The organism is Enterobacter sp. WP_7_1, from assembly GCF_003688535.1.
In the GTDB taxonomy this organism is placed as follows: Bacteria; Pseudomonadota; Gammaproteobacteria; order Enterobacterales; family Enterobacteriaceae; genus Enterobacter; species Enterobacter asburiae.
Window position 1 is genome coordinate 36,422 of the sequence record NZ_REFK01000004.1, and the last position, 22,811, is coordinate 59,232.

The following is a 22,811-nucleotide window of genomic DNA, read 5'->3' on the forward strand; positions in this document are numbered from 1 at the left end:
TGAAATGGAAAGAGTAAACAATGCAGCAGTTACAGAACGTTATTGAGTCCGCTTTTGAGCGTCGCGCCGAGATTACCCCGGCAAATGTGGATACCGTGACCCGTGAAGCGGTAAACCAGGTGATTTCCCTTCTGGATTCCGGCGCGCTGCGCGTGGCAGAAAAAATCGACGGTCAGTGGGTCACTCATCAATGGCTGAAGAAAGCCGTGCTGCTCTCTTTCCGTATCAACGATAACCAGGTTATCGACGGAGCAGAAAGCCGCTACTTCGATAAAGTGCCAATGAAATTCGCTGACTACGACGAAGCGCGTTTTCAGAAAGAAGGCTTCCGCGTGGTACCGCCTGCGGCAGTGCGTCAGGGCGCATTCATCGCACGCAACACCGTGCTGATGCCATCCTACGTGAACATCGGTGCCTACGTTGGCGAAGGCACCATGGTTGACACCTGGGCGACCGTCGGTTCATGCGCGCAGATCGGTAAAAACGTTCACCTGTCCGGCGGCGTGGGCATCGGTGGTGTTCTGGAGCCACTGCAGGCTAACCCGACCATCATCGAAGACAACTGCTTCATCGGCGCGCGCTCTGAAGTGGTTGAAGGCGTGATCGTTGAAGAAGGCTCCGTGATCTCCATGGGCGTTTACATCGGTCAGAGCACCCGTATTTACGACCGTGAAACCGGCGAAGTTCACTACGGTCGCGTTCCGGCGGGCTCCGTGGTGGTTTCCGGCAACCTGCCGTCAAAAGATGGCAAATACAGCCTGTACTGTGCGGTTATCGTGAAGAAAGTGGATGCGAAAACGCGCGGTAAAGTGGGCATCAACGAATTGCTGCGCACCATCGATTAATCCGGTATAACAAAAAGCGGGGGCAACCCCGCTTTTTTTATATCTGAGGGTGGCGAAAATAGATTTTTTCGTTAATTATTCAAAGGTTATGTTGAGATCAAGGGTACCGCTATGTACGATAATCTGAAAAGTCTGGGCATTACCAATCCTGATGAAATTGATCGTTACAGCCTCCGTCAGGAAGCCAATAACGATATTCTGAAAATCTATTTTCACAAGGACAAAGGAGAGTTTTTCGCCAAAAGCGTGAAGTTTAAATATCCACGCCAGCGTAAGACCGTTGTGGCTGACGGTGTAGGACAGGGCTACAAAGAAGTACAGGAAATCAGCCCTAACCTGCGCTATGTGATCGATGAACTCGATCAGATCTGCCAGCGCGACCGCACCGAAGTCGATCTCAAGCGTAAGATCCTTGACGATCTGCGTCACCTTGAAAGCGTTGTAACGAATAAGATCAGCGAGATTGAAGCGGATCTTGAGAAATTAACGCGGAAATAAAAGCAAAACGGCAATCCTTGATTGCCGTTTTTAGTGTTTGCGCCCTCTCCCCGTGGGAGAGGGATGGAGTGAGGGCACCAGACCGCACTCAGTCATCTCTGTTCATCCAGCTGCAGCGCCACATACAGCAGCAGCCTGTCGTCAAAGTTTCCCAGATCCAGCCCCGTCAGCTCCGAAATCCGGTTTAACCGATACTCAAGCGTATTGCGGTGAATAAACAGCGCCTTTGAGGTCGCCAGCGGCTGCACGTTATGCCGGAACCACGCCTGCAGCGTCCGGCGCAGCAGGCCGTTGTTGTCCATGGCTTTCAGACGCGCTAATGGCCGCGCCAGCTCATTGGCCTGCCAGCCCCCGCGCAGACTGTCGAGCAGCACTGGCAGCATCAGATCCTGATAGAAATAGCTGCGGCTCTCCGGCATCCGCTGCTTGCCCACCATCATAGTGGTGCGCGCGGTACGCCAGGAGCGGGCGATACTGCCCGGCCCGGTAAAGTAGTTGCCCAGCGCAACGCGAAAACGCAACTGACCATTCTCCTCCATCCGGGAGATCAGCTGCTCCACGCGACGACGATGATCGTCTGCATCCCAGCGGCCGAACGCATTGAGCGCCGGTTTGAGGACCACCATTTCCGTCAGAGAAACGATCGCCACCAGGTTATCGCGCTCCGGGGTCGCCAGCGCATTTTGCAGCTGCTGCAGTTCGGCCATGGCGCTGTCCACGCCAAGCTGGCCGCTATCGACCTCAATGACCGCCACCACGCGCGGCTGGTTGAGATCGATCCCCAGACGCTGGGCCCATTCGCTGAGCGCAGGCGTATGCTCTTCCGCCTGAATAAGGTTCATCACCAGCTCTTCACGCAGGCGGCTGTCCTGGGCAAGCAGGTGCATCAGGCGCGACTGCTCCAGCATCATCTCAGCCGTCATACAGACCAGCTCACCGTATTTTCGCAGTGACTCGGGCTCGCCGGTAAGGCCGATTACCCCCACAATTTCGCCTTCAAGGCGCAGCGGTAAATTAATGCCCTGGCGTACGCCGTGCAGGTGTTTCGCTACCGCATCGTCGATATCCACGACCCGCCCCTGGGAAAGCACCAGCAGCGCACCTTCGTGCAATTCCCCAATACGCTCGCGATCGCCGCTGCCAATAATGCGCCCGCGGGCATCCATTACGTTGATATTGGTATCAATGATGCGCATGGTGCGCGCCACGATATCCTGCGCCATTTTGGTATCAAGATGCCAGCCAGCCATGTAAACCTCCCGTGAGCAGAGCTCAAGCATAGGGAAGTTCAGCGACGGCTGCATTGTGCGAATGCACAAAGAGAGAGGGAGAAGTATGGAGTTGTGGCAAGAATCACAGAAAAGAGAAAGCCCCTGCGAACAGGGGCTTTAGAGGATTACTGCATCAGCAGATAAAGCGAGGTGTCACCACGCTGGATATTCAGCGCCAGCACGGAAGGCTTGCTGTCGAGGATCTTGCGCAGTTCAGCGATGTTCTTCACCGGCTGCTGGTTAGCGCCCATGATCACATCGCCTTTTTTCAGGCCGATACGGGCTGCCGGTGAATTCGCTTTCACGTTGTTCACCACCACGCCTTTATCTGCGCCTTTATTGCTCATCTCGGCACCTTCAATGCCGCTGAAGATAGTGCTGGAATCCACCTGATTCTGGCTGCTCTGCTGCAGCTCCAGGCTCACGTTAACCGGCTTACCGTCGCGCAGCAGGCCGAGGGTCACTTTACTGCCAATCGGCATCGAGCCCACTTCGGCACGCAGGGCGGCAAAGCTGCTGATCGGTTTACCGTTCAGGGAGGTGATCACATCCCCCGCTTTAATGCCCGCTTTCGCCGCAGAGGAATTCGGCATCACCTGGCTGACGAATGCCCCGCGCTGGGCGTCAACTTTCATCGCTTTAGCCAGTTCGGAGTTCAGCTCAGTCCCGAGGATACCCAGCTCGCCGCGTTTCACCTGGCCATACTGCACCATCTGCGAGGTCAGGTTTTTCACCATGTTACTCGGGATAGCAAAACCGATACCGATGTTGCCGCCGTCCGGTGCCAGGATCGCGGTGTTGATACCGATCAGCTCACCGTTCAGGTTCACCAGCGCACCGCCGGAGTTGCCGCGGTTGATCGCCGCATCCGTCTGGATGAAGTTTTCGTAGTTTTCCGCGTTCAGGCCGCTACGACCCAGCGCTGAGACGATACCGGATGTCACGGTTTCACCCAGACCGAACGGGTTACCGATCGCCACGGTATAATCGCCCACGCGCAGCGCGTCAGAGTCGGCAATTTTAATCGCCGTCAGGTTTTTCGGATCCTGAATCTGAATCAGCGCAATATCGGAGCGCGGGTCTTTACCCACCACTTTGGCGTCAAACTTGCGGCCATCGCTCAGCTGAACCTTAATGCTGTTAGCGTTATCGACAACGTGGTTGTTAGTGACGACATAGCCTTTTGCCGCATCAATAATTACACCCGAGCCAAGCGCCATGAATTTCTGCTGCTGGCCGCCGCCCTGGCTGTCATCCCCGGCACCGCCGCCCTGACAGAACGGAGAGCTCTGGAATGGCGAACCGTCCTGGCAGAACGGCGAGTTGTCGCCGAAGAACTGCTGGAAGTTACGCGGCATACGCGGCGTATTGACGGTCGTACTGCCCTCAACGTTAATACTCACCACCGATGGCATCACTTTTTCGAGCATCGGTGCCAGGCTTGGCATCTGCTGCGCGGTTGCTGCCGACGACGCGGTCTCGGCTGCAGTAGCAGTCAGAGGAGACAGCGCTAAACCTAAACTCAGAGCCAGTGCACTCATTGCTAATGTGGTTTTTTTCATGTTTCTCAATCTCGATTTACAGGTAACGCAAAATTGCTGTGTAACTCAGATTCGTTTTATACCGCTTAGTTCCGGCGATAAGTTTATGGAAAAGGTAAAAATTTATTGGCCGTCTTTACAAAACTCCGGAATTATTCCACCGCCATCAGCTTGCGGTATTCATCCCAGGCATACAAATCCGTCATGCCGCTGATATAGTCCTGGATAAGACGGCAGCGATAATAATATTCCATCACCGGCCATTCGGGAGAATTGCGTTCCAGCTTGCCAATCGCTTCGACATACGCCAGACGATGCCGGGTAGAGAGTTTTTGATAAAGCCGCGATTCGATGGGTATTCTGCGCACGCGCTCGTGTTCCACCAGCTCGCTGAACTCGTCGACCGACAGCCGGAGCAACGGGGAATAAATTTCCAGTAACCCACTGATTACCCGATAGCCCTGCAGCTCTAGCTGCTCGACATCCGGATGGCTGAATACGTGCCGCATCGCCACATGTTTATAAAGCTCAAGGAGTTGACTGAAGCTGCTGTCATCTTCCAGCAGCGCGTGGTTGAATTCCCCGCTGAAGATGAGCGGCAAATTATCAATAAAGCGTGACGCCGCATACGGCACCAGTTTATTTAATGTATTGACCCGCAAATACATAAAGAACTGGTCTTCCGTACTTCGGCTTAATGTATTTGAGCGCGATTTTTCCCAGGCATTTTCGACCACCTGCGCAAACAGCGAGCCTTTTTCATGGGTACCCCAGGCCGCATAAAGATGCTGATAAAGCTCCTCGACGCTGAAGATTCTTTTCTCGACGGCATCTTCCAGATCGGCAACGCAATAGGAAATATCATCGGCGGCTTCCATAATCCAGGTCAATGGAAAGCGGCCGTTTGGCGTCAATGAAAGTTCTTTACGTAACCGTTCAATATAGGCCTCTTCGGAAAGGTAATAGCCCGGTTTTTTCATTAAATAACTGTGGGACGCGGGCGTCTCCCCCATCCACCACGCTGGGCGGGTATATTTCAGAATGCAGCCGACCTGGGCCCAGGTCAGGTTCATGCGCATCAGGGAATGAACCAGCCGGATCCCCTGCGCGTTGCCCTCGAAGTGACACAAATCCTGGCGCACTTTGCGGCGCAGGTCGTTCAGCCGCTCTTCACCTTCACGCAGGCGTAAATCGCGTACGATGCAGCGGTCATCGCTGAGGGGCTGGCTTACCGCATCCGAAGGATAAAGCCGCTGCTTAAACCAGTCGTTGATCGCCGCCTCGCCGAAATGCCCAAAGGGCGGGTTGCCGATGTCATGCATCAGGCAGGCCATCTCAACGATGCTCTCGAAGGGACCCGTCAGCTCGTCCAGACCATAGATTTCCAGTAAACGCTGCTCTTTGAGACGGCTCAAAATCTCTTTGGCAATGTATCGTCCGACCTGCTGCACTTCCATCGAGTGGGTTAAGCGCGTGCGTACCGCGGCGTTACGCTCCAGCGGGAACACCTGGGTCTTTTGCTGCAGACGCCGGATGGCGGGCGAGTTAACGATCCGCCCGCGATCGCTTTCGAAGATACGCAGGATCTCATGTTCGCTCTTGTCGCCCTGCGGCGAACGGAAACGTCGGTGCCAGTTAATTTTGGTGCGAAAATCGATTGGTGACATATGCTCCCCCGCGTGAGAATGCGTTTCCCCTTAACCGCATGATAGACTATGCATCTTAACAAGGCACATCGCGAGTAAATCTATGAAAATCGGCATTATTGGTGCAATGGAAGAAGAAGTTACGCTGCTGCGTGACAAAATTGAGAACCGTCAGACTCTCTCTCTTGGTGGTTGTGAGATCTACACCGGCCAGCTGAACGGCGTTGACGTGGCTCTGCTGAAATCAGGCATCGGTAAAGTGGCTGCTGCGCTGGGTGCAACCCTGCTGCTTGAGCGCTGCAAGCCGGACGTGATCGTGAATACCGGCTCTGCGGGCGGCCTGGCGCCGACGCTGAAAGTGGGTGATATCGTTGTCTCCGACGAAGCGCGTTACCACGATGCCGACGTCACCGCGTTCGGTTACGAGTACGGTCAGCTTCCGGGCTGCCCTGCGGGATTTAAAGCTGACGACAAGCTGATTGCGGCGGCAGAGACCTGCATCGCAGAACTCAACCTCAACGCGGTACGCGGTCTGATTGTCAGCGGTGATGCCTTCATCAACGGCTCCGTTGGTCTTGCGAAAATCCGTCATAACTTCCCTCAGGCGGTGGCCGTTGAGATGGAAGCGACCGCGATCGCTCATGTTTGCCATAACTTCAGCGTACCCTTCGTGGTGGTTCGCGCCATCTCTGACGTGGCAGACCAGCAGTCCCACATCAGCTTCGACGAGTTCCTGACCGTTGCGGCAAAACAGTCCACCGTGATGGTGGAACGCCTGGTGCAGAATCTGGCACGTGGCTAAACATACCGTCAGGGCGCTGGCCGCCCTGCTTCTTCTCGCACCGCTGTGGCTCTATGCTGTACCGCGTGTGATTACGCTCTCTCCCGCGAATACGGAACTGGCGTTTGCCGCCGGGATCACGCCCGTTGGCGTGAGTAGCTTTTCGGATTACCCACCGCAGGCCGCGGGTATTGAACAGGTGGCAACCTGGCAGGGGATGAACCTTGAGCGCATCGTGGCGCTTAAACCGGATCTCGTACTGGCCTGGCGCGGCGGCAACGCCGAGCGGCAGGTCAACCAGCTCACCTCGCTTGGCATAAAAGTGATGTGGATTGATGCCGTCAGCATTGAGCAGGTCGCTCAGGCGCTACGCGCTCTGGCACCCTATAGCCCTACGCCCAAAAAAGCCGAGGCTGCGGCGAAACAGATGCTGAGCGACTATGCCGCGCTGAAATCCCAATACGATACCCCTGTTAAAAAGCGCATCTTCCTGCAGTTTGGCAGCCAGCCGCTGTTTACCACCGGAAAAGGGTCGATTCAGAACCAGGTGCTGGAAGTCTGCGGCGGTGAAAATATCTTTGCTGCCAGCCGGGTGCCCTGGCCTCAGGTCAGCCGTGAACAGGTCCTGGCGCGCCAGCCGCAGGCCATCGTCGTGGTCGGAAATGCGAGCGAAATTCCCAAAATTGAGCAATTCTGGCAAAAGCAGCTAAAAATACCGGTAATACCCCTCAACAGCGACTGGTTTGAACGCGCCAGCCCGCGTATTATCCTCGCCGCAAAACAGCTCTGTGCCGCGCTGGCAGAGAGTCACTAACATAAGACCCTTTTCGAGGATTTAACGATGCTCGTTTATTGGCTGGATATTCTTGGCACAGCCGTTTTTGCTATCTCCGGCGTTCTGCTCGCTGGAAAACTACGCATGGATCCGTTTGGCGTGCTGGTGCTGGGCGTCGTGACCGCCGTCGGCGGCGGGACTATCCGCGATATGGCGCTGGCGAATGGGCCGGTGTTTTGGGTGAAAGATCCTACCGATCTGGTGGTCGCGATGGTTACCTGCCTGTTAACCATTGTGCTGGTTCGCCAGCCCCGCCGCTTACCCAAGTGGATATTGCCGGTACTGGATGCCGTGGGTCTGGCCGTGTTTGTCGGTATCGGCGTTAATAAGGCGTTTAATGCGGGTACCGGTCCGATGGTGGCAATCTGCATGGGCGTATTAACCGGCGTGGGCGGCGGGATCATACGCGACATTCTGGCGCGTGAAGTGCCGATGATCCTGCGTACTGAAATTTACGCGACGGCCTGCATTGTGGGCGGGATTGTTCACGCTACCGCGTACTACACCTTTGCCCTCCCGCTGGAAAATGCCGCGATGCTGGGGATGGTCGTGACGCTGGTGATACGTTTAGCGGCGATACGCTGGCACCTGAAGCTGCCGACGTTTGCGCTGGATGATAATGGCAGGTAAAAGCAAAACGGTAACCGCAAGGTTACCGTTTTTAGCATTTTGCCGGGGTGAAGGTATCAGCCCGCACTCTCTTAGATGCTGAACGAAGATCCACACCCGCAGGTGCTTGTCGCATTCGGGTTAGTGACCACAAAGCGCGAACCTTCCAGACCCTCAGTGTAATCCACCGAACCACCCACCAGATACTGCAGGCTCATCGGGTCAACCACCAGCGCGACGCCCTGTTTCTCGATAGTCATATCGCCATCGTTAACCTGATCGTCAAAGGTAAAACCATACTGGAAGCCGCTGCAGCCGCCACCGGTAATATAGACACGCAGTTTCAGATCCGGATTGTCTTCATCGGCAATCAGGACTTTCACTTTGTTGGCTGCTGCTTCGGTAAATTCGAGCGGTACAGCTACTACGTCATCACTCATCTTATGCTCCCATGAATACTGCTATTGGGTAAAATTCACCCAATTCTTTGTCTCATTATCTAATACCCTGGTAATTCATTCAAGTATTCTGCGTGGCGGCCCGTTCAGCCTCTTGTTTCGCCAGGGTACGCGCAAGGATGGTGGAGTATAACGGTTTTCCACCCAGGAACTGGGCTAATAGTGTCGCGCCGAGACAGGTAATGATCATTGGCAAAATGAGCTGGTAATTGTCCGTCATCTCCAGCACCAGCACGATCCCGGTCAAGGGCGCACGCAGGGACGCGGCCAGCAGCGCCCCCATTCCGGCCACCGCAAAGGTCCCGGCTTCAAGGTGATAGGCGGGAAAGCCCACTTCAGCCGCCATACCAAACGCGGTCCCGAGCAGCGTACCCAGCGCCAGCATCGGGGCAAAAATCCCCCCGGGCGCGCCGGAAGAGAAGCACAGTACCGTCGTGATAACCCGGGAGATGAACATAAAGAGCAGCAGACCCACGCTGAAATTCCCCGCCGCCGCAATGGGAATCAGCCCGAACCCGCCGCCTGCGGCATTCGGCTCGATAAACCCGAGTACGCCACACATTCCGCCCAGCAGACCGCCCATCAGCACCCATTTCGTGGTGTTCCCGCCGTGAATGCGCTGGAACATATCCTGAGCGCGCAGGATAAAGGTGTTAAACAGCGGCCCCACCACGCCAAAAATCATGCCGAGGATCAGGTAAAGCCACAGGGTGTTGACCGGCGCGTTGGTGAGTTTACCCACCTCAATGACCGCTCCCTCGCCATTAAAGATGCGAAACACGATGCTCGACATAATGACGCCGGTGAATACCGCTTTAATTGAGATCAGGTTGTAGCGGAACTGCGCGCGCATCTCTTCGATAATGAACAAAATGCCCGCCAGCGGCGCGTTAAACGCGGCGGAAAGCCCCGCCGCTGCGCCGGTTGCCAGCAGCGTATGGCGCGCTTCGGCGCTTCGCATCCGAAACAGATCGCCCACCATGCGGCCGACGTTTCCCCCCAGCTGTACCGTGGGCCCTTCCCGGCCAAGCACCATGCCCGCGCCCAGGGTCCCCATGCCGCCGATGAATTTAACCGGAATCACCCGCCACCAGCGCACCGGACGCAGCTCCTCCAGTGCACCTTCAATTTCCGGGATGCCCGATCCCCCCGCTTCCGGCGCGAATTTTCGCACCAGAAAATACCCCACCATGGCAAACAGCGCGGACAGCCCGAATGCCCACACCCAGACCAGCCATTCGCTGTCGGCGAAACCGGCCACGGTGCCCACTCGCCAGTTGAGTACGGCATTAACCGCTTTTTCAAACGCTACGCCAACCAGGCCCGCGAGAGTGCCCACCACGGCAGCGGCCAGCAGGATCGCCAGCGGCGTTTTATCGCGATTGAGCAGGCGCCGAATGCTGATTCGGTGCTGGGCGCGCGTAAATTGTTGTTCTTCAAAAGACGGAGAATCTGATTTCATGTCCTGTTCTTATTTGTCACACAAAAAGCCGCGAGGATTTTACCAGAGACGGCCCCACCGTCTCCTGAAAATTACTTAACAAATCTTAAAGCATTGCCCGGCTAAAAATTTCATAACCTTCCCCGAATCACATAGAATAGTGGGCTTAACCATTTTATTCGAACCAGGAACGACGCCATGAGCAAGTCTGAAAACCTCTACAGTGCAGCCCGCGAGCTTATTCCGGGTGGCGTGAACTCACCTGTGCGCGCCTTCAGCGGCGTGGGCGGTACGCCGCTGTTTATCGAACGTGCTGACGGCGCGTATCTGTATGATGTCGATGGCAAAGCCTATATCGATTATGTGGGTTCCTGGGGACCGATGGTGCTGGGGCACAACCATCCGGCCATTCGTAACGCGGTAATTGAAGCCGCCCAGCGCGGCCTGAGCTTCGGTGCGCCAACCGAAATGGAAGTGAAAATGGCGGAGCTGGTGACTGAACTGGTGCCTACCATGGACATGGTGCGTATGGTGAACTCCGGTACCGAAGCCACTATGAGCGCCATCCGCCTGGCGCGCGGTTTTACCGGTCGCGATAAAATCATCAAGTTTGAAGGCTGTTACCACGGTCATGCGGACTGCCTGCTGGTGAAAGCCGGTTCCGGCGCGCTGACGCTCGGCCAGCCGAACTCCCCGGGCGTACCGGCAGATTTCGCGAAGCACACCCTGACCTGCACCTACAACGATCTTGCTACCGTTCGCGCGGCGTTCGAGCAGTATCCGCAGGAGATCGCCTGCATCATCGTTGAGCCGGTTGCCGGCAACATGAACTGTATCCCACCGCAGCCTGACTTCCTGCCGGGCCTGCGCGCCCTGTGCGACGAGTTCGGCGCGCTGCTGATCATCGATGAAGTCATGACCGGCTTCCGCGTGGCGCTGGCGGGTGCCCAGTCTTACTACGACGTCGTGCCGGACCTGACCTGCCTTGGCAAAATCATCGGCGGCGGCATGCCGGTCGGCGCATTCGGTGGTCGTAAGGACGTGATGGAAGCCCTGGCGCCAACCGGTCCGGTTTACCAGGCGGGCACGCTCTCCGGTAACCCCATCGCCATGGCGGCGGGCTTTGCCTGCCTGACCGAAGTGGCTCAGCCAGGCATTCACGAAACCCTGACCGACCTGACCACGCAGCTGGCAAACGGTCTGCTGGAAGCGGCAGAAGAGGCCGGTATCCCTCTGGTGGTTAACCACGTGGGCGGCATGTTCGGGATTTTCTTCACCGATGCGAAAACCGTGACCTGCTATCAGGACGTGGTGAAGTGCGACGTTGAACGCTTCAAGCGCTTCTTCCACCTGATGCTGGAAGAAGGCGTGTACCTCGCGCCTTCCGCGTTCGAAGCGGGCTTTATGTCCGTGGCGCACAGCGAAGAAGATATCAACAACACCATCGACGCGGCGCGCAAGGTGTTTGCGAAGCTGTAAGATTGTGCGGCTTGATGCCCTCACCCCAACCCTCTCCCACGAGGAGAGGGAGCAAACACTAAAACGGCAATCTAAGGATTGCCGTTTACTTTTATTACCGGCTCTGCTTTCTCAACAGATAAATAAAGTACGGCGCGCCGATAAAGGTCGACAGCAGACCCGCCGGGATCTGATACGGGAACAGCACCATTCTTCCGCACCAGTCCGCGAACACCAGCATCACCCCGCCCGTCAGGGCCGACATCACGATATGCGGCATCGTCCGGCGGAACCCCATCATTCTGGCAATGTGCGGCGCCATTAGCCCGACAAAACTCAGCGGTCCAATCGTCAGGGTTGCCGTCGCCGTCAGGCCCGCCGCCAACAGCAGCAAGGCCACGCGCGCTGGCGTCAGCGCCATTCCCACCGCACGCGCGGTTTCGCCGCCGAGCGGCAGAATGGTCATCCAGCGGCGGCACAGCGGCACCATCGCCAGCAGCACGAGCATCACGATCCCGGACCAGACCACCTGGCTGCCGGTGGCGTTGTAGGTCGAGCCGGAAATCCAGGTCAGAATCTTCGCCATACGCGGATCGCCGCTGGCCTGCAGCATCATCAGCAGCATGGTAAATGCGGTGCTGAGCGCCATCCCGGCCAGCAGCATGCGGTGCGGCGAAAATCCGCCGCGACCGGCGGCAACCAGGATAATCATCAGCGTGACTGCCGCGCCGATACTGCCGGCAGGCATCAGCCAGCCAAACGCATTCCCCGGCACAAAGAACAGCATCAGCACCACGCCAAAGGCTGCGCCAGAGCTGATCCCCAGCACTTCCGGGCTTGCCATCGGGTTGCCGGTCAGACGCTGAATAATGCACCCCGCCACCGCCAGCATCACCCCTGCGATCAGCGCAGCGAAGATACGCGGCCAGCGCCACTGCACCAGTTCATTGAGTAAATCACCCGTCGCCCAGTGCCAGCCCACGGCATCGCGTCCAAATGAGAGCGCCGCAAACGAAGCGATAATCAGCACCGCCAGACCGGCAAGGCTAAAACACAGCACCGACTGACGTTCAGCGTAAACTTTATCGCCCGCGTCCATCGCCGGTGCGCTCATGCTGCGCAGGCGCGGGAGCAGCCACAGCAGCAGCGGCGCCCCGATAAGCGCGGTCACCGAGCCGGTGGAGACTTCCCTCCAGACCTGCGCCAGCCAGAGAATAAGCTGATCGGAAAGCCAGAGGATCAGCGCCCCAATCAGCGGCGCCAGCATCAGACGCGCCAGCAGGCGACGCGCTCCGAGCATTTTCGCCAGCAGCGGCGCAAACAGGCCGATAAACCCGATGATGCCGACCGCGTTTACCAGCAGGGCACTCAATACAATCGCCAGCGTCAGCGCCGCCAGACGAGCCAGCGACAGCGCCAGCCCCAGGTTACGCGCCACGCCATCATCCAGCCCCATGAGCGTCAGGGGGCGCAGGAGCAGCAGCGTCAGCACGACGCCGCCAGCCAGCTGCGGCCAGAGGTGCTCTACAACGCTCCAGTCGGTCTGGGTGAGCGTGCCGGTACTCCACAGGAACATGCTTTGCAGCCGATCGTGATGGAACAGCACCAGCAGCTGGTTAATCGCCCCGCAGTACAGGCTCACCACCAGCCCGGCCAGAATAAGCGTCACAGGAGAAAGGCGCTTGCCCCAGGCCACGCCAAAGACCAGCGCCCCCACCACGCACGCCCCCGCGAGTGCCGCAAACTGAGAGGTTAGCGCTCCCGGCAGCGCCCACAACGTGGTGATAGTGATCCCAAGCTGCGCGCCGGTCGCGACGCCGAGCGTGGTTGGCTCTGCCAGCGGGTTACGTAAAACCTGCTGGAACAGCACGCCTACCAGCCCTAAGCCGGCCCCGACCAAAAGGGAGATCGCCAGACGCGGCAGCAGGCTGTAGTGGAACAGCATCTGCTGAATATTGTCGATATCCGGCGAGGCCAGAGCGGCCCCCCACTGCACGCGTGGTAAGGCCGTGGAGAGGTTGAATCCGGTTAATACCAGCGCAACCAGAAAAAGCAGGGATAGCAGCAGCGCCGGGAAGCGGGCGATACGCGTACTCATGCTTTACCTCCCAGGGCGTTATCCAGCACGCGGGCAAAATGCATGGCCGACAGCGTCGCACCGTAGAACCAGACCGCCGGGGCGCGCTGGAAGCGCCTCTCGCGCACAAACGGCATCGCCTGCCAGAGCGGGGTCGCCATCAGGGTTTGCATGTCGCGTTCGTTACCGTGGTCGAAACAGAGCACGTCCACATCGCGAAACGCCGCCAGACGATCGATACCCACGGTGGTACTGCCCCAGAAGGTCATCTCCCCTTCCCAGGCGTTGCGAATGCCGAAGCTGTCCAGCACCTCCTGGAACAGACAGTTTTTACCGAAGACCAGCATATGGCGGGCATCCAGCAGCGTCACCATCAGCAGCGGACGATCGCCCCGGTGAGCAAAGCGCGGCTTCAGGGAGTCTATCAGGGCATCAAATTCGTCGAGATGCCTTTTGGCCTCCGCTTCGCGGTTGAGGAAATGCGCCATCTCGTTAATCGAATTTTTCGCCACGGCCAGCGGTTTTTTACCGTCGCTGAAGGCAAAACCACGTCCCGGCGCAATGCGCGCCAGGGTCTCCTCTGACGGGCCGTAGCCCGCGGACCAGAACAGGAACGAGGGTTTCATCTGGGTGAGCAGCTCAAGGTTTGGCTCCGTTCGCAGACCGACGTCGATCACCGAGTCCGGCAGCTTTGGCTCATTCACCCAGAGGTTATAGTTAGGAATGTCCGCCACGCCATAGGGCGTGACGCCGAGCGCCATCATCAGTTCGACCGGCAGCCATTCCAGGGCCACGATACGGTGCGGATCGACGGCGGCAGCACGCGCCGTATTCATTTTGAACAGCAGCGGTGAGAGCGCCATCGCCGTCAGCAGGCGACGGCGGCTAATGCGTGTGTTATCGAGCATCAGTAGACAAAGCTCACCGGTGCAGCCCCGGCCGGGTGAGGCAGAATACCCATCGGAATACCGTAAATATGTTCCAGCGTTTCGCTGCGCATCAGCTCTGCCGGTGTCCCCTGGGCAATCATCTCGCCCCCGCGCAGCGCGACGAGGTAGTCACAATAGCGCGCGGCCATGTTGATATCGTGCAGGACCGCAATGACCGTCAGGCCACGCTGCTGGCTCAAGCGATGCACCAGCGCCAGGACGTCGACCTGATGCGCGATATCCAGCGCAGAGGTCGGTTCATCCAGCAGCAGACAGCGGCTGTCCTGCGCCACCAGCATCGCAATCCACGCGCGCTGACGTTCGCCGCCGGACAGGCTATCCACCAGACGGTGCGCCAGCGGTTTTAGCCCGACCAGCGCAATCGCCTCTTCCACCTTCTCTCTGTCGGCGACGCCAAAGCGCCCAAGCGCACCGTGCCACGGATAACGCCCAATCGCCACCAGCTCACGCACCGTCATCCCTTCCGCCTGCGGCAGCTGCTGCGGCAGATAGGCCACTTTGCGGGCAAAGGCTTTACTGCTCCAGCTATCCAGCGGTTGGTCATCCAGCAGAATATCGCCTTCTGAAGGCGGCTGATGGCGCCCCAGCATCTTGAGCAGCGTGGATTTACCGGAGCCGTTGTGACCAATCAGGCCCGTCACTTTACCGGCAGGGAACGTCAGAGAGAGCGGATGCAGCAGCGTGCGCCCGGGTACGCGAAAGGAGAGATGGTTGAGCGTAAAGGTGGTGTCGGGTTGCGTTTGAATATCCTGCATATCAGCCAACTTAAATAAAAAGGGCACGGCGAACCGTGCCCGAAGAGAGATTAGAAGCGGAAGGTCGCGGTGGCAACAACCTGACGTTCAGCACCCCAGAAGCAGCCGTAGGTATTGAAGCAGCTGGCAACGTACTCACGATCGAACAGGTTGTTCACGTGCAGCGCCACGTTTGAACCAGCCATGCCAACGCGTGCCAGATCGTATCTGACCAGCGCATCGACAACGGTGTAGCTGCCCACTTTGAAGGAGTTCGCCGGATCGCCATAGCTTGAGCCCGTGTAACGCACGCCGGTACCCAGCGTCAGACCAGACAGCGCACCGTCAAACAGGGTGTAATCGCCCCACAACGATGCCATGTGTTTTGGCACCTGAGCAGGCGTGTTGCCTTTGTAGGTGGTGTCCGTGGTGTATTCTGCATCGGTATAGGTATAAGAACCCACCAGGTTAACGCTCGCAGACAGGGCCGCTTTCGCTTCCACCTCTACGCCACGCGCGCGGATTTCACCGCCCTGAACCGAGAAGAAGGAGCCCGCCGGGTCCGCCATCAGGTTGTTGGTTTTGGTCAGCTGGTACAACGCGCCGGTGACGACGATCGGACGATCGTTCGGCACGTATTTCACGCCCGCTTCGTACTGTTTGCCTTTAGACGGCGCGAACAGCTTGCCCTGGGCATCGCTCTGCGAAGCCGGTTCAAACGATTCGCTGTAGCTAAAGTACGGGGTTACGCCGTTATCAAACAGATAGTTAACGCCGCCGCGCCAGGTGAACTGGGTATCATCACGTTTGGAGGTGGTGTTCGTTACGCGGTTGTAGGATTCCTGATCGGCCCAGTCATAACGACCGCCCAGGGTTACCAGCACTTTATCCCACTGCGCCTGATCCTGAACGTACAGCCCCGTCTGTTTCTGACGGTTGAGGATCTGATATGGGCCAGAGGTCGCGGGATCTTTTGAGCTGAAATCAAAATCGCTGTTCACCGGATTGTAGAGATCCAGCAGCGGAACAGAGTCGTCGTAACCAAACCAGGAGTTGATGTCATTCCGCATGCGCATAAAGTCAACGCCGGTCAGCAGGACGTGGTCCACCTCGCCGGTTGAGAATTTGCTCTGCAGCTGGGTATCAACGGTAAAGTTCTGCAGCTTTTCGTTATCAACAACGTATTTACGCGCCAGATAATGGCCTTTGTCCGATGGCGCTAACGCGGCACACTGTTTGTTGCCGCTGTTTGCCGGGTCGGTACAAACGCCATAACCGTATACGCTGTTTTGCGAGGTTTTGTTCTCGGCAAAGCGCAGGTTCTGACGCACGGTAAAGGTATCGTTGAACTCGTGGTCGAAGCTGTATCCCACCATTTTCTGGTTACGGGAATAGGTATTGTTCTTCGCGCCTTCGTTGAAGTTCGTCGGCAGACGATCGCCGTTCGGCAGCGGATCAACCGTTCCCTCTTTAGGCAGCCAGCCGTAGTAGCCCGTTTCAGGCTCGTTCTGGAAGTAGGAGAGGAACGTGAAGGTAGTTTTATCATCCGGACGCCAGGAGAACGATGGCGCAATGGCGTAACGCTGCTCTTCAGCACGCTCCTGCTGAGCGTTATTAGAACGCGCAACGCCCGTTAAGCGATAAGAGTAAACGCCGTCGTCGTCGATCGCATCGCTAAAGTCGAACCCGGTCTGGAACAGGCTATCCGTGCCGACTTTGAACTGGATCTCTTTCAGCGGCTCGGTTGTTGGGCGCTTACTGACCATGTTCAGCAAACCGCCCGGGCTGCTTTTGCCGTACAGAACGGAAACCGGACCGCGCATGATCTCGGCGCGCTCCAGCATATAAGGATCAATCACCGCGTCGTTATAGAAGTTCCCCTGCATTTTCATGCCGTCGAGGTAGTTATTCTGCGTCTGGCCATCGGCCGCGAAGCCGCGAATGATCAAATAGTCATAGGTGTTAGACGCGCCGCGCGTGCCTACCGCAACGCCCGGCGTATAGCTCAGGGCTTCTTTCACCGAGCGCGGCTGATGCAGCGCCATCTCTTCGGCCGTGACCACAGAAATAGACTGCGGAACCTTTTGAATAGGGGTATCCGTTTTGGTCCCGGTCGCGGATTGCCGTGCGGCGATGGTCGCAGCAGGGCCCCAGGCACTTTCCTGTGCCGCAGGTGCTGCGGTTACCGTAATGGTTTCTTCTTTTTTCGGGGCTTCGGCCGCGTGAGCATAAGCAGACATGCCGGCAACCGCTGTGGCGACGACGACCGCGAGCTTACGCAGCGACGTATTCATTGGCTGAGCAGTATTGGAAAGCGCCATGTTGAATCTCTGATGTGAAAGTGAATGATAACGTAAACGAGAATTATTATTATGAGCGCCAGAATAATATGCGAAACGCTGGTTGCATAGCAAGCAGTAAGCGGCCCTATGAGAATTAAGGGTTTAAGAAATCATCAAGAGAAAACGAAGGGTTAATCAGAGTTAAAGCGAGGGTTAACGAAATGAGGTTTACGGGTAAAAAAAGCCCCCTTCCAGGGAAGAGGGCTTTAAAAGGTTAGTTACCGCCGAACATGTCTTTAATCCAGCCCGCGACACCGTCGCTGTCTTTCTTCTCATTCTGCTGCTGCGGCTGTTGCTGCTGCTGCTGCTGTGGTTGAGAAGACTGGTCGAACGGGTTACCCGTTGGCTGTTCTGGCTGGCTTTGCTGGCACAGCGAGTCCGGGTTTGCGGTCCAGACAGGCAGCGTACGCATTCCGCCACCGCAGACGAAGTTACCGGAGCTGTCCACGCCCATATCGACGATATCTTCCGGCGCGACCAGATTCAGCGGCACAGGAGACTGATTCGCCAGATAGCGCTGGTAAATCGACATCGCCCCGCTCGCGCCGTACAGCTTGGTCGGCTGGTTGTTGTCGCGGCCTACCCAGGTGATCACCACTTCGCGGCCATCAATACCGGCAAACCAGGTATCGACGTTGTTGTTGGTGGTCCCGGTTTTACCCGCAAGATGCAGACCCGGATACTTCGCGCCCAGCTGACGCCCGGTGCCGCGCTGCACGACCTGCTGCATCGTCCACAGCGTCATATAGGCGGCCTGAGCAGGAACGGCACGCTCCGCCTGCGGGAAGCTCTGATACAGCACGGAACCATCTTCGGCAATCACTGAGCGCAGGGCAGACAGCGGCGCGCGGTTGCCCCCGCTGGCAATGGTCTGGAACGCCTGCGCCACTTCGATCGGCGTCAGGTTAAGCGCACCGAGGATCATCGCAGGCACCGGGTGCAGCTGATCTTTCGACACGCCCAGTTTTTGCCAGGTATCGACAATCGCCGGCAGTCCCAGCGACATGCCCAGGTTCACCGTTGGCACGTTCATGGAACGGGTTAACGCATCCACCAGCATGACCTGGCCGCTGAACTGTTTATCATCGTTCTGCGGTGACCAGACCTGGCCGTTAGGCTGGCGCAGGGAGATCGGCGCATCCGCAATCCAGGTATTCAGGCGATACTGATTTGGCTGGCTCAGGGCAGTGAGGTAGGTTGCAGGTTTTGCCAGAGAGCCGATTGAGCGACGCGCCTGCATGGCGCGGTTGTAGCCTGCAAACTGCGGCTCGGCACCGCCCACCATGGCGCGAACTTCGCCGGTGTTACGGTCAACCACCACCATCGCGGTTTCCAGATCGCTCAGCTTACGCTGTTTCTTCAGCGCCGGAATGCCTTCCACCGCCGCTTTTTCGGCCGCATCCTGCGCCACGGAGTCAAAGGTGGTGAAGATCTTCACGCCGGAGAGATCTTTGACCTTATCACCGAGCTTGCTTTGCAGCTCCTGACGCACCAGCTGCATAAACGCAGGCTGAGGCGAAATCACGCCACCGCGCGGCTGAACGCCGAGCGGACGCGCGCTCAGCATGTCGTACAGCTCCTGGTCAATCACCTGCTGCTGTTGCAGCAGACGCAGAACGAGGTTACGACGCTCCAGCGCCAGTTTCGGGTTACGCCACGGGTTATAAATGGACGCCCCTTTCACCATGCCCACCAGCAGCGCCTGCTGGTCCAGGCTCAGCTCTTCTACCGGACGGCCAAAGTAGTACAGGCTCGCCAGCGGGAAGCCGCGGATTTCGTTATCGCCGCTCTGACCGAGGTACACCTCGTTCATGTACAGCTCAAGGATACGATCCTTGCTGTAGCGCGCATCCATCAGCACGGCCATGTAGGCTTCGTTCGCTTTACGCCAGTAAGAGCGTTCGCTGGAGAGGAACAGGTTCTTCACCAGCTGCTGGGTCAGCGTACTCGCTCCCTGCACGGTACGACCGGCAGTCAGGTTAGCCAGTACCGCACGACCAATCGAGTAGAGGCTGATGCCATCATGCTCGTAGAAGTGACGGTCTTCGGTTGCCAGCAGGGTATCGACCAGCAGATCCGGGAAGCCGTTACGCGCCACGAACAGGCGCTGCTCGCCGTTTGCCGACGAAAGCATAGTGATCAGACGCGGATCGAGACGGAAGAAACCGAACTGACGGTTGTTATCCATGTTCTCGATGGTGTCCAGACGATCGCCGTCAAAGGTCAGACGCGCGCGCACCTGCCCCTCTTTGCTGTCCGGGAAATCAAACGGACGACGGATCATCTCAATGCTGTTGGACTGCACGGTAAATTCGCCAGGACGGGTCATTTTAGACACCTGACGATACTGGGTGGCTTCCAGCAGTTTGACCATCTCGTTCTTGGTGATGGACATATCTGGCTCAAGGTTCACCATACGGCCATACACTGCCGCAGGTAGCTGCCAGACTTTACCGTCGATACGGCTGCGGATCTTCTGATCCAGATACACGCCGTAAATCGCCATCAGCACGACAAAAACAATAAACAGCTTCAGCAGCAGCCAGAACCAGCCGCGCTTGCCCCGAGGCTTACGCCCTTTGCCTTTTCCATTACGCGGCATCGGTTCTTCATCCTCATAATCGTCTTCATAGTCATCGTCATAGTCCTCATCTCTGAGGCGACGACGGCTTACCTTTTCTTTCGCCGGACGCGTTGGTTTTCCCTTACGTCCTATTGGCTCGCGGTCATTCCCCGCCATGCTTTTTCTCCGCAACTTTCAGGCGCAAAGGCCAGATTTTCTTTTCTTTCACAGGCCTGTGAAAGAAGAAATCTCTCAAAATTTGTTTTCTCCCTCTCCCCGTGGGAGAGGGCCGGGGTGAGGGCATCAGGCCGCACTCCCCTTTTACGAATACTTCTTCGTTCGCCGTGTCGGCGCCGTATTCGCCGGATCGTCCGGCCAGACATGTTTGGGGTATCGCCCCTTCATCTCTTTCTGCACTTCACGGTAGCTTCCCGCCCAGAACGCCCCCAGATCTCGGGTGATTTGTAATGGACGATGCGCAGGCGACAGCAGCTCAAGCACTAACGGCACGCGCCCTTCCGCAATAGACGGCGTGGTGGCTTCACCAAACATCTCCTGCATCCGAACCGCCAGCGCCGGCGGATTATCCTCATGATAACGGATGGCAATCCGGCTTCCGGTCGGCACAGTGTAATGCCCTGGCAGTTCACTATCCAGACGTTGACGTAATGACCAGTCCAGTAAATTCTGTAACGCTGTCTTAACATCAAGCGCCTTAAGGGCTCGCAGAGAGTGTACGCCGCTCATTTGCGGCAGTAGCCAGCGCTCAAGCGTAGCGAGCAGCGTCTCGTCATCCACCGCGGGCCAACTATAGTCCGGTAGCCACTTCGCGGCGCAGTGCAGACGAATGCGGTACTGCTCCGCTTCCGGCGTCCAGTTCAGGGCGCTCAGCCCTTTTTCCCGAATGCCGTTCAGCATCGCCTGATGAAGCTCGTCTTCCGACGGCTTCGCCAGCGGCTTCGTTCCTAACGTCAACTTACCAACCTGGCTGCGACGAAAGGCCTTAAGCGTGCCCTGGGCGTCATCCCATTCCACGATATCAGATTGCTGAAGCAGCTGCGGACAGGCACGCGTCAGGGCGTCAATCTCTACGGCAATCGCCTGCAGGATGCGCGCATCCGGAGAATGGCTGCCCTGCAGCAACAGCGGGGCGATCAGCCATTCGTGACGCGTCAGCGCATCATCGCTGTCCAGCATCGCCCCCATGCCGTTTGCCAGCTGGTAGCGACCGTCCAGCCCGCGCCGACGCGCGATCCTGTCCGGGAAGGCCTGGGCCAGCAGGAAGGCAATCTTATCGCTGTCAGGCGCACCTCCCCGGCTATTCAGGCGTTTGCACAACTGCTGCGCCCGCTGCTGCCAGTTCCCCTGGCTGCGCGAAAACGCCTGACCCAGATCGCTGCTGCCACCGCGAGGCGGCTCCTCAAGAATAGCCGCCAGTTTTGCCGCCGTGGCAATTTCATCATCCCCTTGCGCGGCCACCAGCATCGCGGCCAGACGCGGATCGTTGCCCAGCGCCGCCATTTTCTGGCCGCGCGCCGTCAGACGCTCGCCTTCCAGCGCGCCAAGCTGCGTCAGCAACGTGCGCGCAGCGGTGAGGTTTACGACAGGAGGAGGATTAAGCCAGGTGAGCTGTTCAGGGTTCGGGCAGCCCCACTGGAGCAAATCCATCACCAGACCAGACAAATCGCTTTGTAAAATTTCCGGCGTGCTTTGCTGTGCAGCGCGTTCAGCCTGCTCCGCGCTGGTCAAATGCAGGCATATGCCCGGCTCAAGACGCCCCGCGCGGCCCGCGCGCTGCACCATCGACGCCTGGCTAATGCGCTGCGTCAGGAGTTTAGTCAGCCCGGTACGCGGGTCAAAGCTTGCCACCCTCTCCTGCGCGCTATCCACCACCAGGCGAATGCCTTCAATGGTCAAACTGGTTTCAGCAATGTTGGTTGCCAGCACCACCTTGCGCTGCCCCGCCGGTGCCGGAAGAATCGCTTTACGCTGATCCTGCAGCGACAACGCGCCGTAGAGTGGGCAAAGCAGCACGTCGCCGCCTACGCGGGTAGAAAGCTGCTCCTGCACGCGCTGAATTTCACCGACGCCCGGCAAAAACAGCAGCAGGGAACCGGCTTCCTGGCGCAGCAGCTCAGCCGTGACAATGGCGACGGCCTCGTCAAAACGCTGATGGGAGGGAAGCGGCTGATAGCGGCGTTCAACCGGAAACGCCCGCCCCTCTGAGCTGATGACCGGCGCATCGGGTAACGCCTGCCGTAGCCGCTCGTTGTCCAGCGTAGCCGACATAATAAGCAGCCGGAGATCGTCGCGCAGCCCCTGCTGCACATCCAGCAACAGGGCGAGGGCCAGATCCGCCTGCAGGCTGCGCTCGTGAAATTCATCGAGGATCACCAGCCCGACGCCGTTCAGCTCCGGATCGTTTTGCAGCATGCGGGTGAGAATGCCCTCGGTGACCACTTCAAGACGCGTGGTCGGGCCAACGCAGGTCTCGGCACGCATCCTGTAACCTACCGTTTCGCCCGGTTTTTCATTCAGCAGTTCCGCCAGACGCTGCGCCACGTTGCGCGCGGCCAGCCTGCGCGGCTCCAGCAGGATAATTTTCCCGCGGATATTTCCGTCTTTCAGAATCTGCAGCGGCAGCCAGGTGGACTTCCCCGCGCCCGTAGGGGCATTCAGCAAAACCTGCGGGGCATGGTGTAAGGCAGCGAGAAGCTCAGGAAGAATGACGGCGACCGGCAATGAGGACACTAACAGCTCCA

17 protein-coding genes are annotated in these 22,811 nt (G+C 57.9%); 6 read left to right on the forward strand and 11 right to left on the reverse strand.

What is annotated here, in order from left to right; all coding sequences use genetic code 11:
- Positions 1 to 20 precede the first annotated feature (20 nt).
- Positions 21 to 845, forward strand: a complete 825-nt coding sequence (gene dapD, locus BJ885_RS16490; protein ID WP_121932522.1) for a 2,3,4,5-tetrahydropyridine-2,6-dicarboxylate N-succinyltransferase — start codon at positions 21 to 23, stop codon at positions 843 to 845.
- Between the two features lie 111 nt (positions 846 to 956).
- On the forward strand, positions 957 to 1,343 hold the full coding sequence (locus BJ885_RS16495) for a DUF3461 family protein (protein ID WP_014168696.1): 387 nt from the start codon (positions 957 to 959) through the stop codon (positions 1,341 to 1,343).
- Positions 1,344 to 1,435: 92 nt separating this feature from the next.
- Here the strand turns inward: BJ885_RS16495 and cdaR are convergent, their stop codons facing one another.
- From cdaR to dgt, 3 genes are all read right to left on the reverse strand, one after another.
- Positions 1,436 to 2,593, reverse strand: a complete 1,158-nt coding sequence (gene cdaR, locus BJ885_RS16500; protein WP_023310452.1) for a DNA-binding transcriptional regulator CdaR — start codon at positions 2,591 to 2,593, stop codon at positions 1,436 to 1,438.
- A gap of 146 nt (positions 2,594 to 2,739) precedes the next feature.
- Positions 2,740 to 4,176, reverse strand: a complete 1,437-nt coding sequence (degP, locus tag BJ885_RS16505; RefSeq protein WP_023334569.1) for a serine endoprotease DegP — start codon at positions 4,174 to 4,176, stop codon at positions 2,740 to 2,742.
- A 131-nt stretch (positions 4,177 to 4,307) separates the two neighbouring features.
- The gene (gene dgt, locus BJ885_RS16510; protein WP_121932521.1) at positions 4,308 to 5,822 is read right to left on the reverse strand and encodes a dGTPase; all 1,515 of its coding nucleotides are present in this window, start codon (positions 5,820 to 5,822) and stop codon (positions 4,308 to 4,310) included.
- An 82-nt stretch (positions 5,823 to 5,904) separates the two neighbouring features.
- On the opposite strand from dgt, the gene mtnN reads away from it, so the two are divergent.
- From mtnN to BJ885_RS16525, 3 genes are read left to right on the forward strand one after another with little or no spacing between them, the layout of a single operon-like run.
- Positions 5,905 to 6,603, forward strand: a complete 699-nt coding sequence (gene mtnN / locus BJ885_RS16515) for a 5'-methylthioadenosine/S-adenosylhomocysteine nucleosidase (RefSeq protein ID WP_014882620.1) — start codon at positions 5,905 to 5,907, stop codon at positions 6,601 to 6,603.
- Positions 6,596 to 7,396: a vitamin B12 ABC transporter substrate-binding protein BtuF gene (btuF, locus tag BJ885_RS16520; protein WP_059347162.1), complete on the forward strand. Its 801-nt coding sequence runs from the start codon at positions 6,596 to 6,598 to the stop codon at positions 7,394 to 7,396. The genes mtnN and btuF overlap by 8 nt, the downstream gene beginning before the upstream one ends.
- A gap of 27 nt (positions 7,397 to 7,423) precedes the next feature.
- A complete protein-coding gene (locus BJ885_RS16525; protein ID WP_023310447.1) occupies positions 7,424 to 8,047 on the forward strand; it encodes a TRIC cation channel family protein in 624 nt (207 codons plus the stop codon).
- Positions 8,048 to 8,118: 71 nt separating this feature from the next.
- Here BJ885_RS16525 and erpA read toward each other — a convergent pair whose 3' ends face one another.
- Both erpA and clcA read right to left on the reverse strand, forming a co-directional pair.
- The gene (erpA, locus tag BJ885_RS16530) at positions 8,119 to 8,466 is read right to left on the reverse strand and encodes an iron-sulfur cluster insertion protein ErpA (RefSeq protein WP_023310446.1); all 348 of its coding nucleotides are present in this window, start codon (positions 8,464 to 8,466) and stop codon (positions 8,119 to 8,121) included.
- Positions 8,467 to 8,545: 79 nt separating this feature from the next.
- Positions 8,546 to 9,946 carry a H(+)/Cl(-) exchange transporter ClcA gene (gene clcA, locus BJ885_RS16535; protein ID WP_039260615.1) on the reverse strand — a complete coding sequence of 467 codons (1,401 nt, stop codon included), beginning with the start codon at positions 9,944 to 9,946 and terminating at the stop codon, positions 8,546 to 8,548.
- A 177-nt stretch (positions 9,947 to 10,123) separates the two neighbouring features.
- Between clcA and hemL the strand changes: the two genes are divergently transcribed.
- Positions 10,124 to 11,404 (forward strand): glutamate-1-semialdehyde 2,1-aminomutase, encoded by a 1,281-nt coding sequence (gene hemL / locus BJ885_RS16540; protein WP_121932520.1) that lies wholly within the window; start codon positions 10,124 to 10,126, stop codon positions 11,402 to 11,404.
- A gap of 94 nt (positions 11,405 to 11,498) precedes the next feature.
- Here hemL and fhuB read toward each other — a convergent pair whose 3' ends face one another.
- The 6 genes from fhuB to hrpB all read right to left on the reverse strand — a co-directional run bounded on the left by fhuB (position 11,499) and on the right by hrpB (position 22,800).
- Entirely contained in the window at positions 11,499 to 13,481 is a 1,983-nt protein-coding gene (gene fhuB / locus BJ885_RS16545; RefSeq protein WP_121932519.1) for a Fe(3+)-hydroxamate ABC transporter permease FhuB, read from the reverse strand.
- The gene (gene fhuD / locus BJ885_RS16550; RefSeq protein ID WP_121932518.1) at positions 13,478 to 14,368 is read right to left on the reverse strand and encodes a Fe(3+)-hydroxamate ABC transporter substrate-binding protein FhuD; all 891 of its coding nucleotides are present in this window, start codon (positions 14,366 to 14,368) and stop codon (positions 13,478 to 13,480) included. Before fhuD ends, fhuB begins: the two co-directional genes overlap by 4 nt.
- Entirely contained in the window at positions 14,368 to 15,165 is a 798-nt protein-coding gene (gene fhuC / locus BJ885_RS16555) for a Fe3+-hydroxamate ABC transporter ATP-binding protein FhuC (protein WP_121932517.1), read from the reverse strand. Before fhuC ends, fhuD begins: the two co-directional genes overlap by 1 nt.
- A 50-nt stretch (positions 15,166 to 15,215) precedes the next feature.
- Positions 15,216 to 17,465, reverse strand: coding sequence for a ferrichrome porin FhuA (gene fhuA / locus BJ885_RS16560; RefSeq protein ID WP_121932516.1), 2,250 nt, complete (start codon positions 17,463 to 17,465; stop codon positions 15,216 to 15,218).
- Positions 17,466 to 17,700: 235 nt separating this feature from the next.
- The gene (gene mrcB / locus BJ885_RS16565; protein WP_121932515.1) at positions 17,701 to 20,226 is read right to left on the reverse strand and encodes a bifunctional glycosyl transferase/transpeptidase; all 2,526 of its coding nucleotides are present in this window, start codon (positions 20,224 to 20,226) and stop codon (positions 17,701 to 17,703) included.
- Positions 20,227 to 20,370: 144 nt separating this feature from the next.
- Complete coding sequence (gene hrpB, locus BJ885_RS16570) at positions 20,371 to 22,800, reverse strand: ATP-dependent helicase HrpB (RefSeq protein WP_121932514.1); 2,430 nt, start codon at positions 22,798 to 22,800, stop codon at positions 20,371 to 20,373.
- Positions 22,801 to 22,811 lie beyond the last annotated feature (11 nt).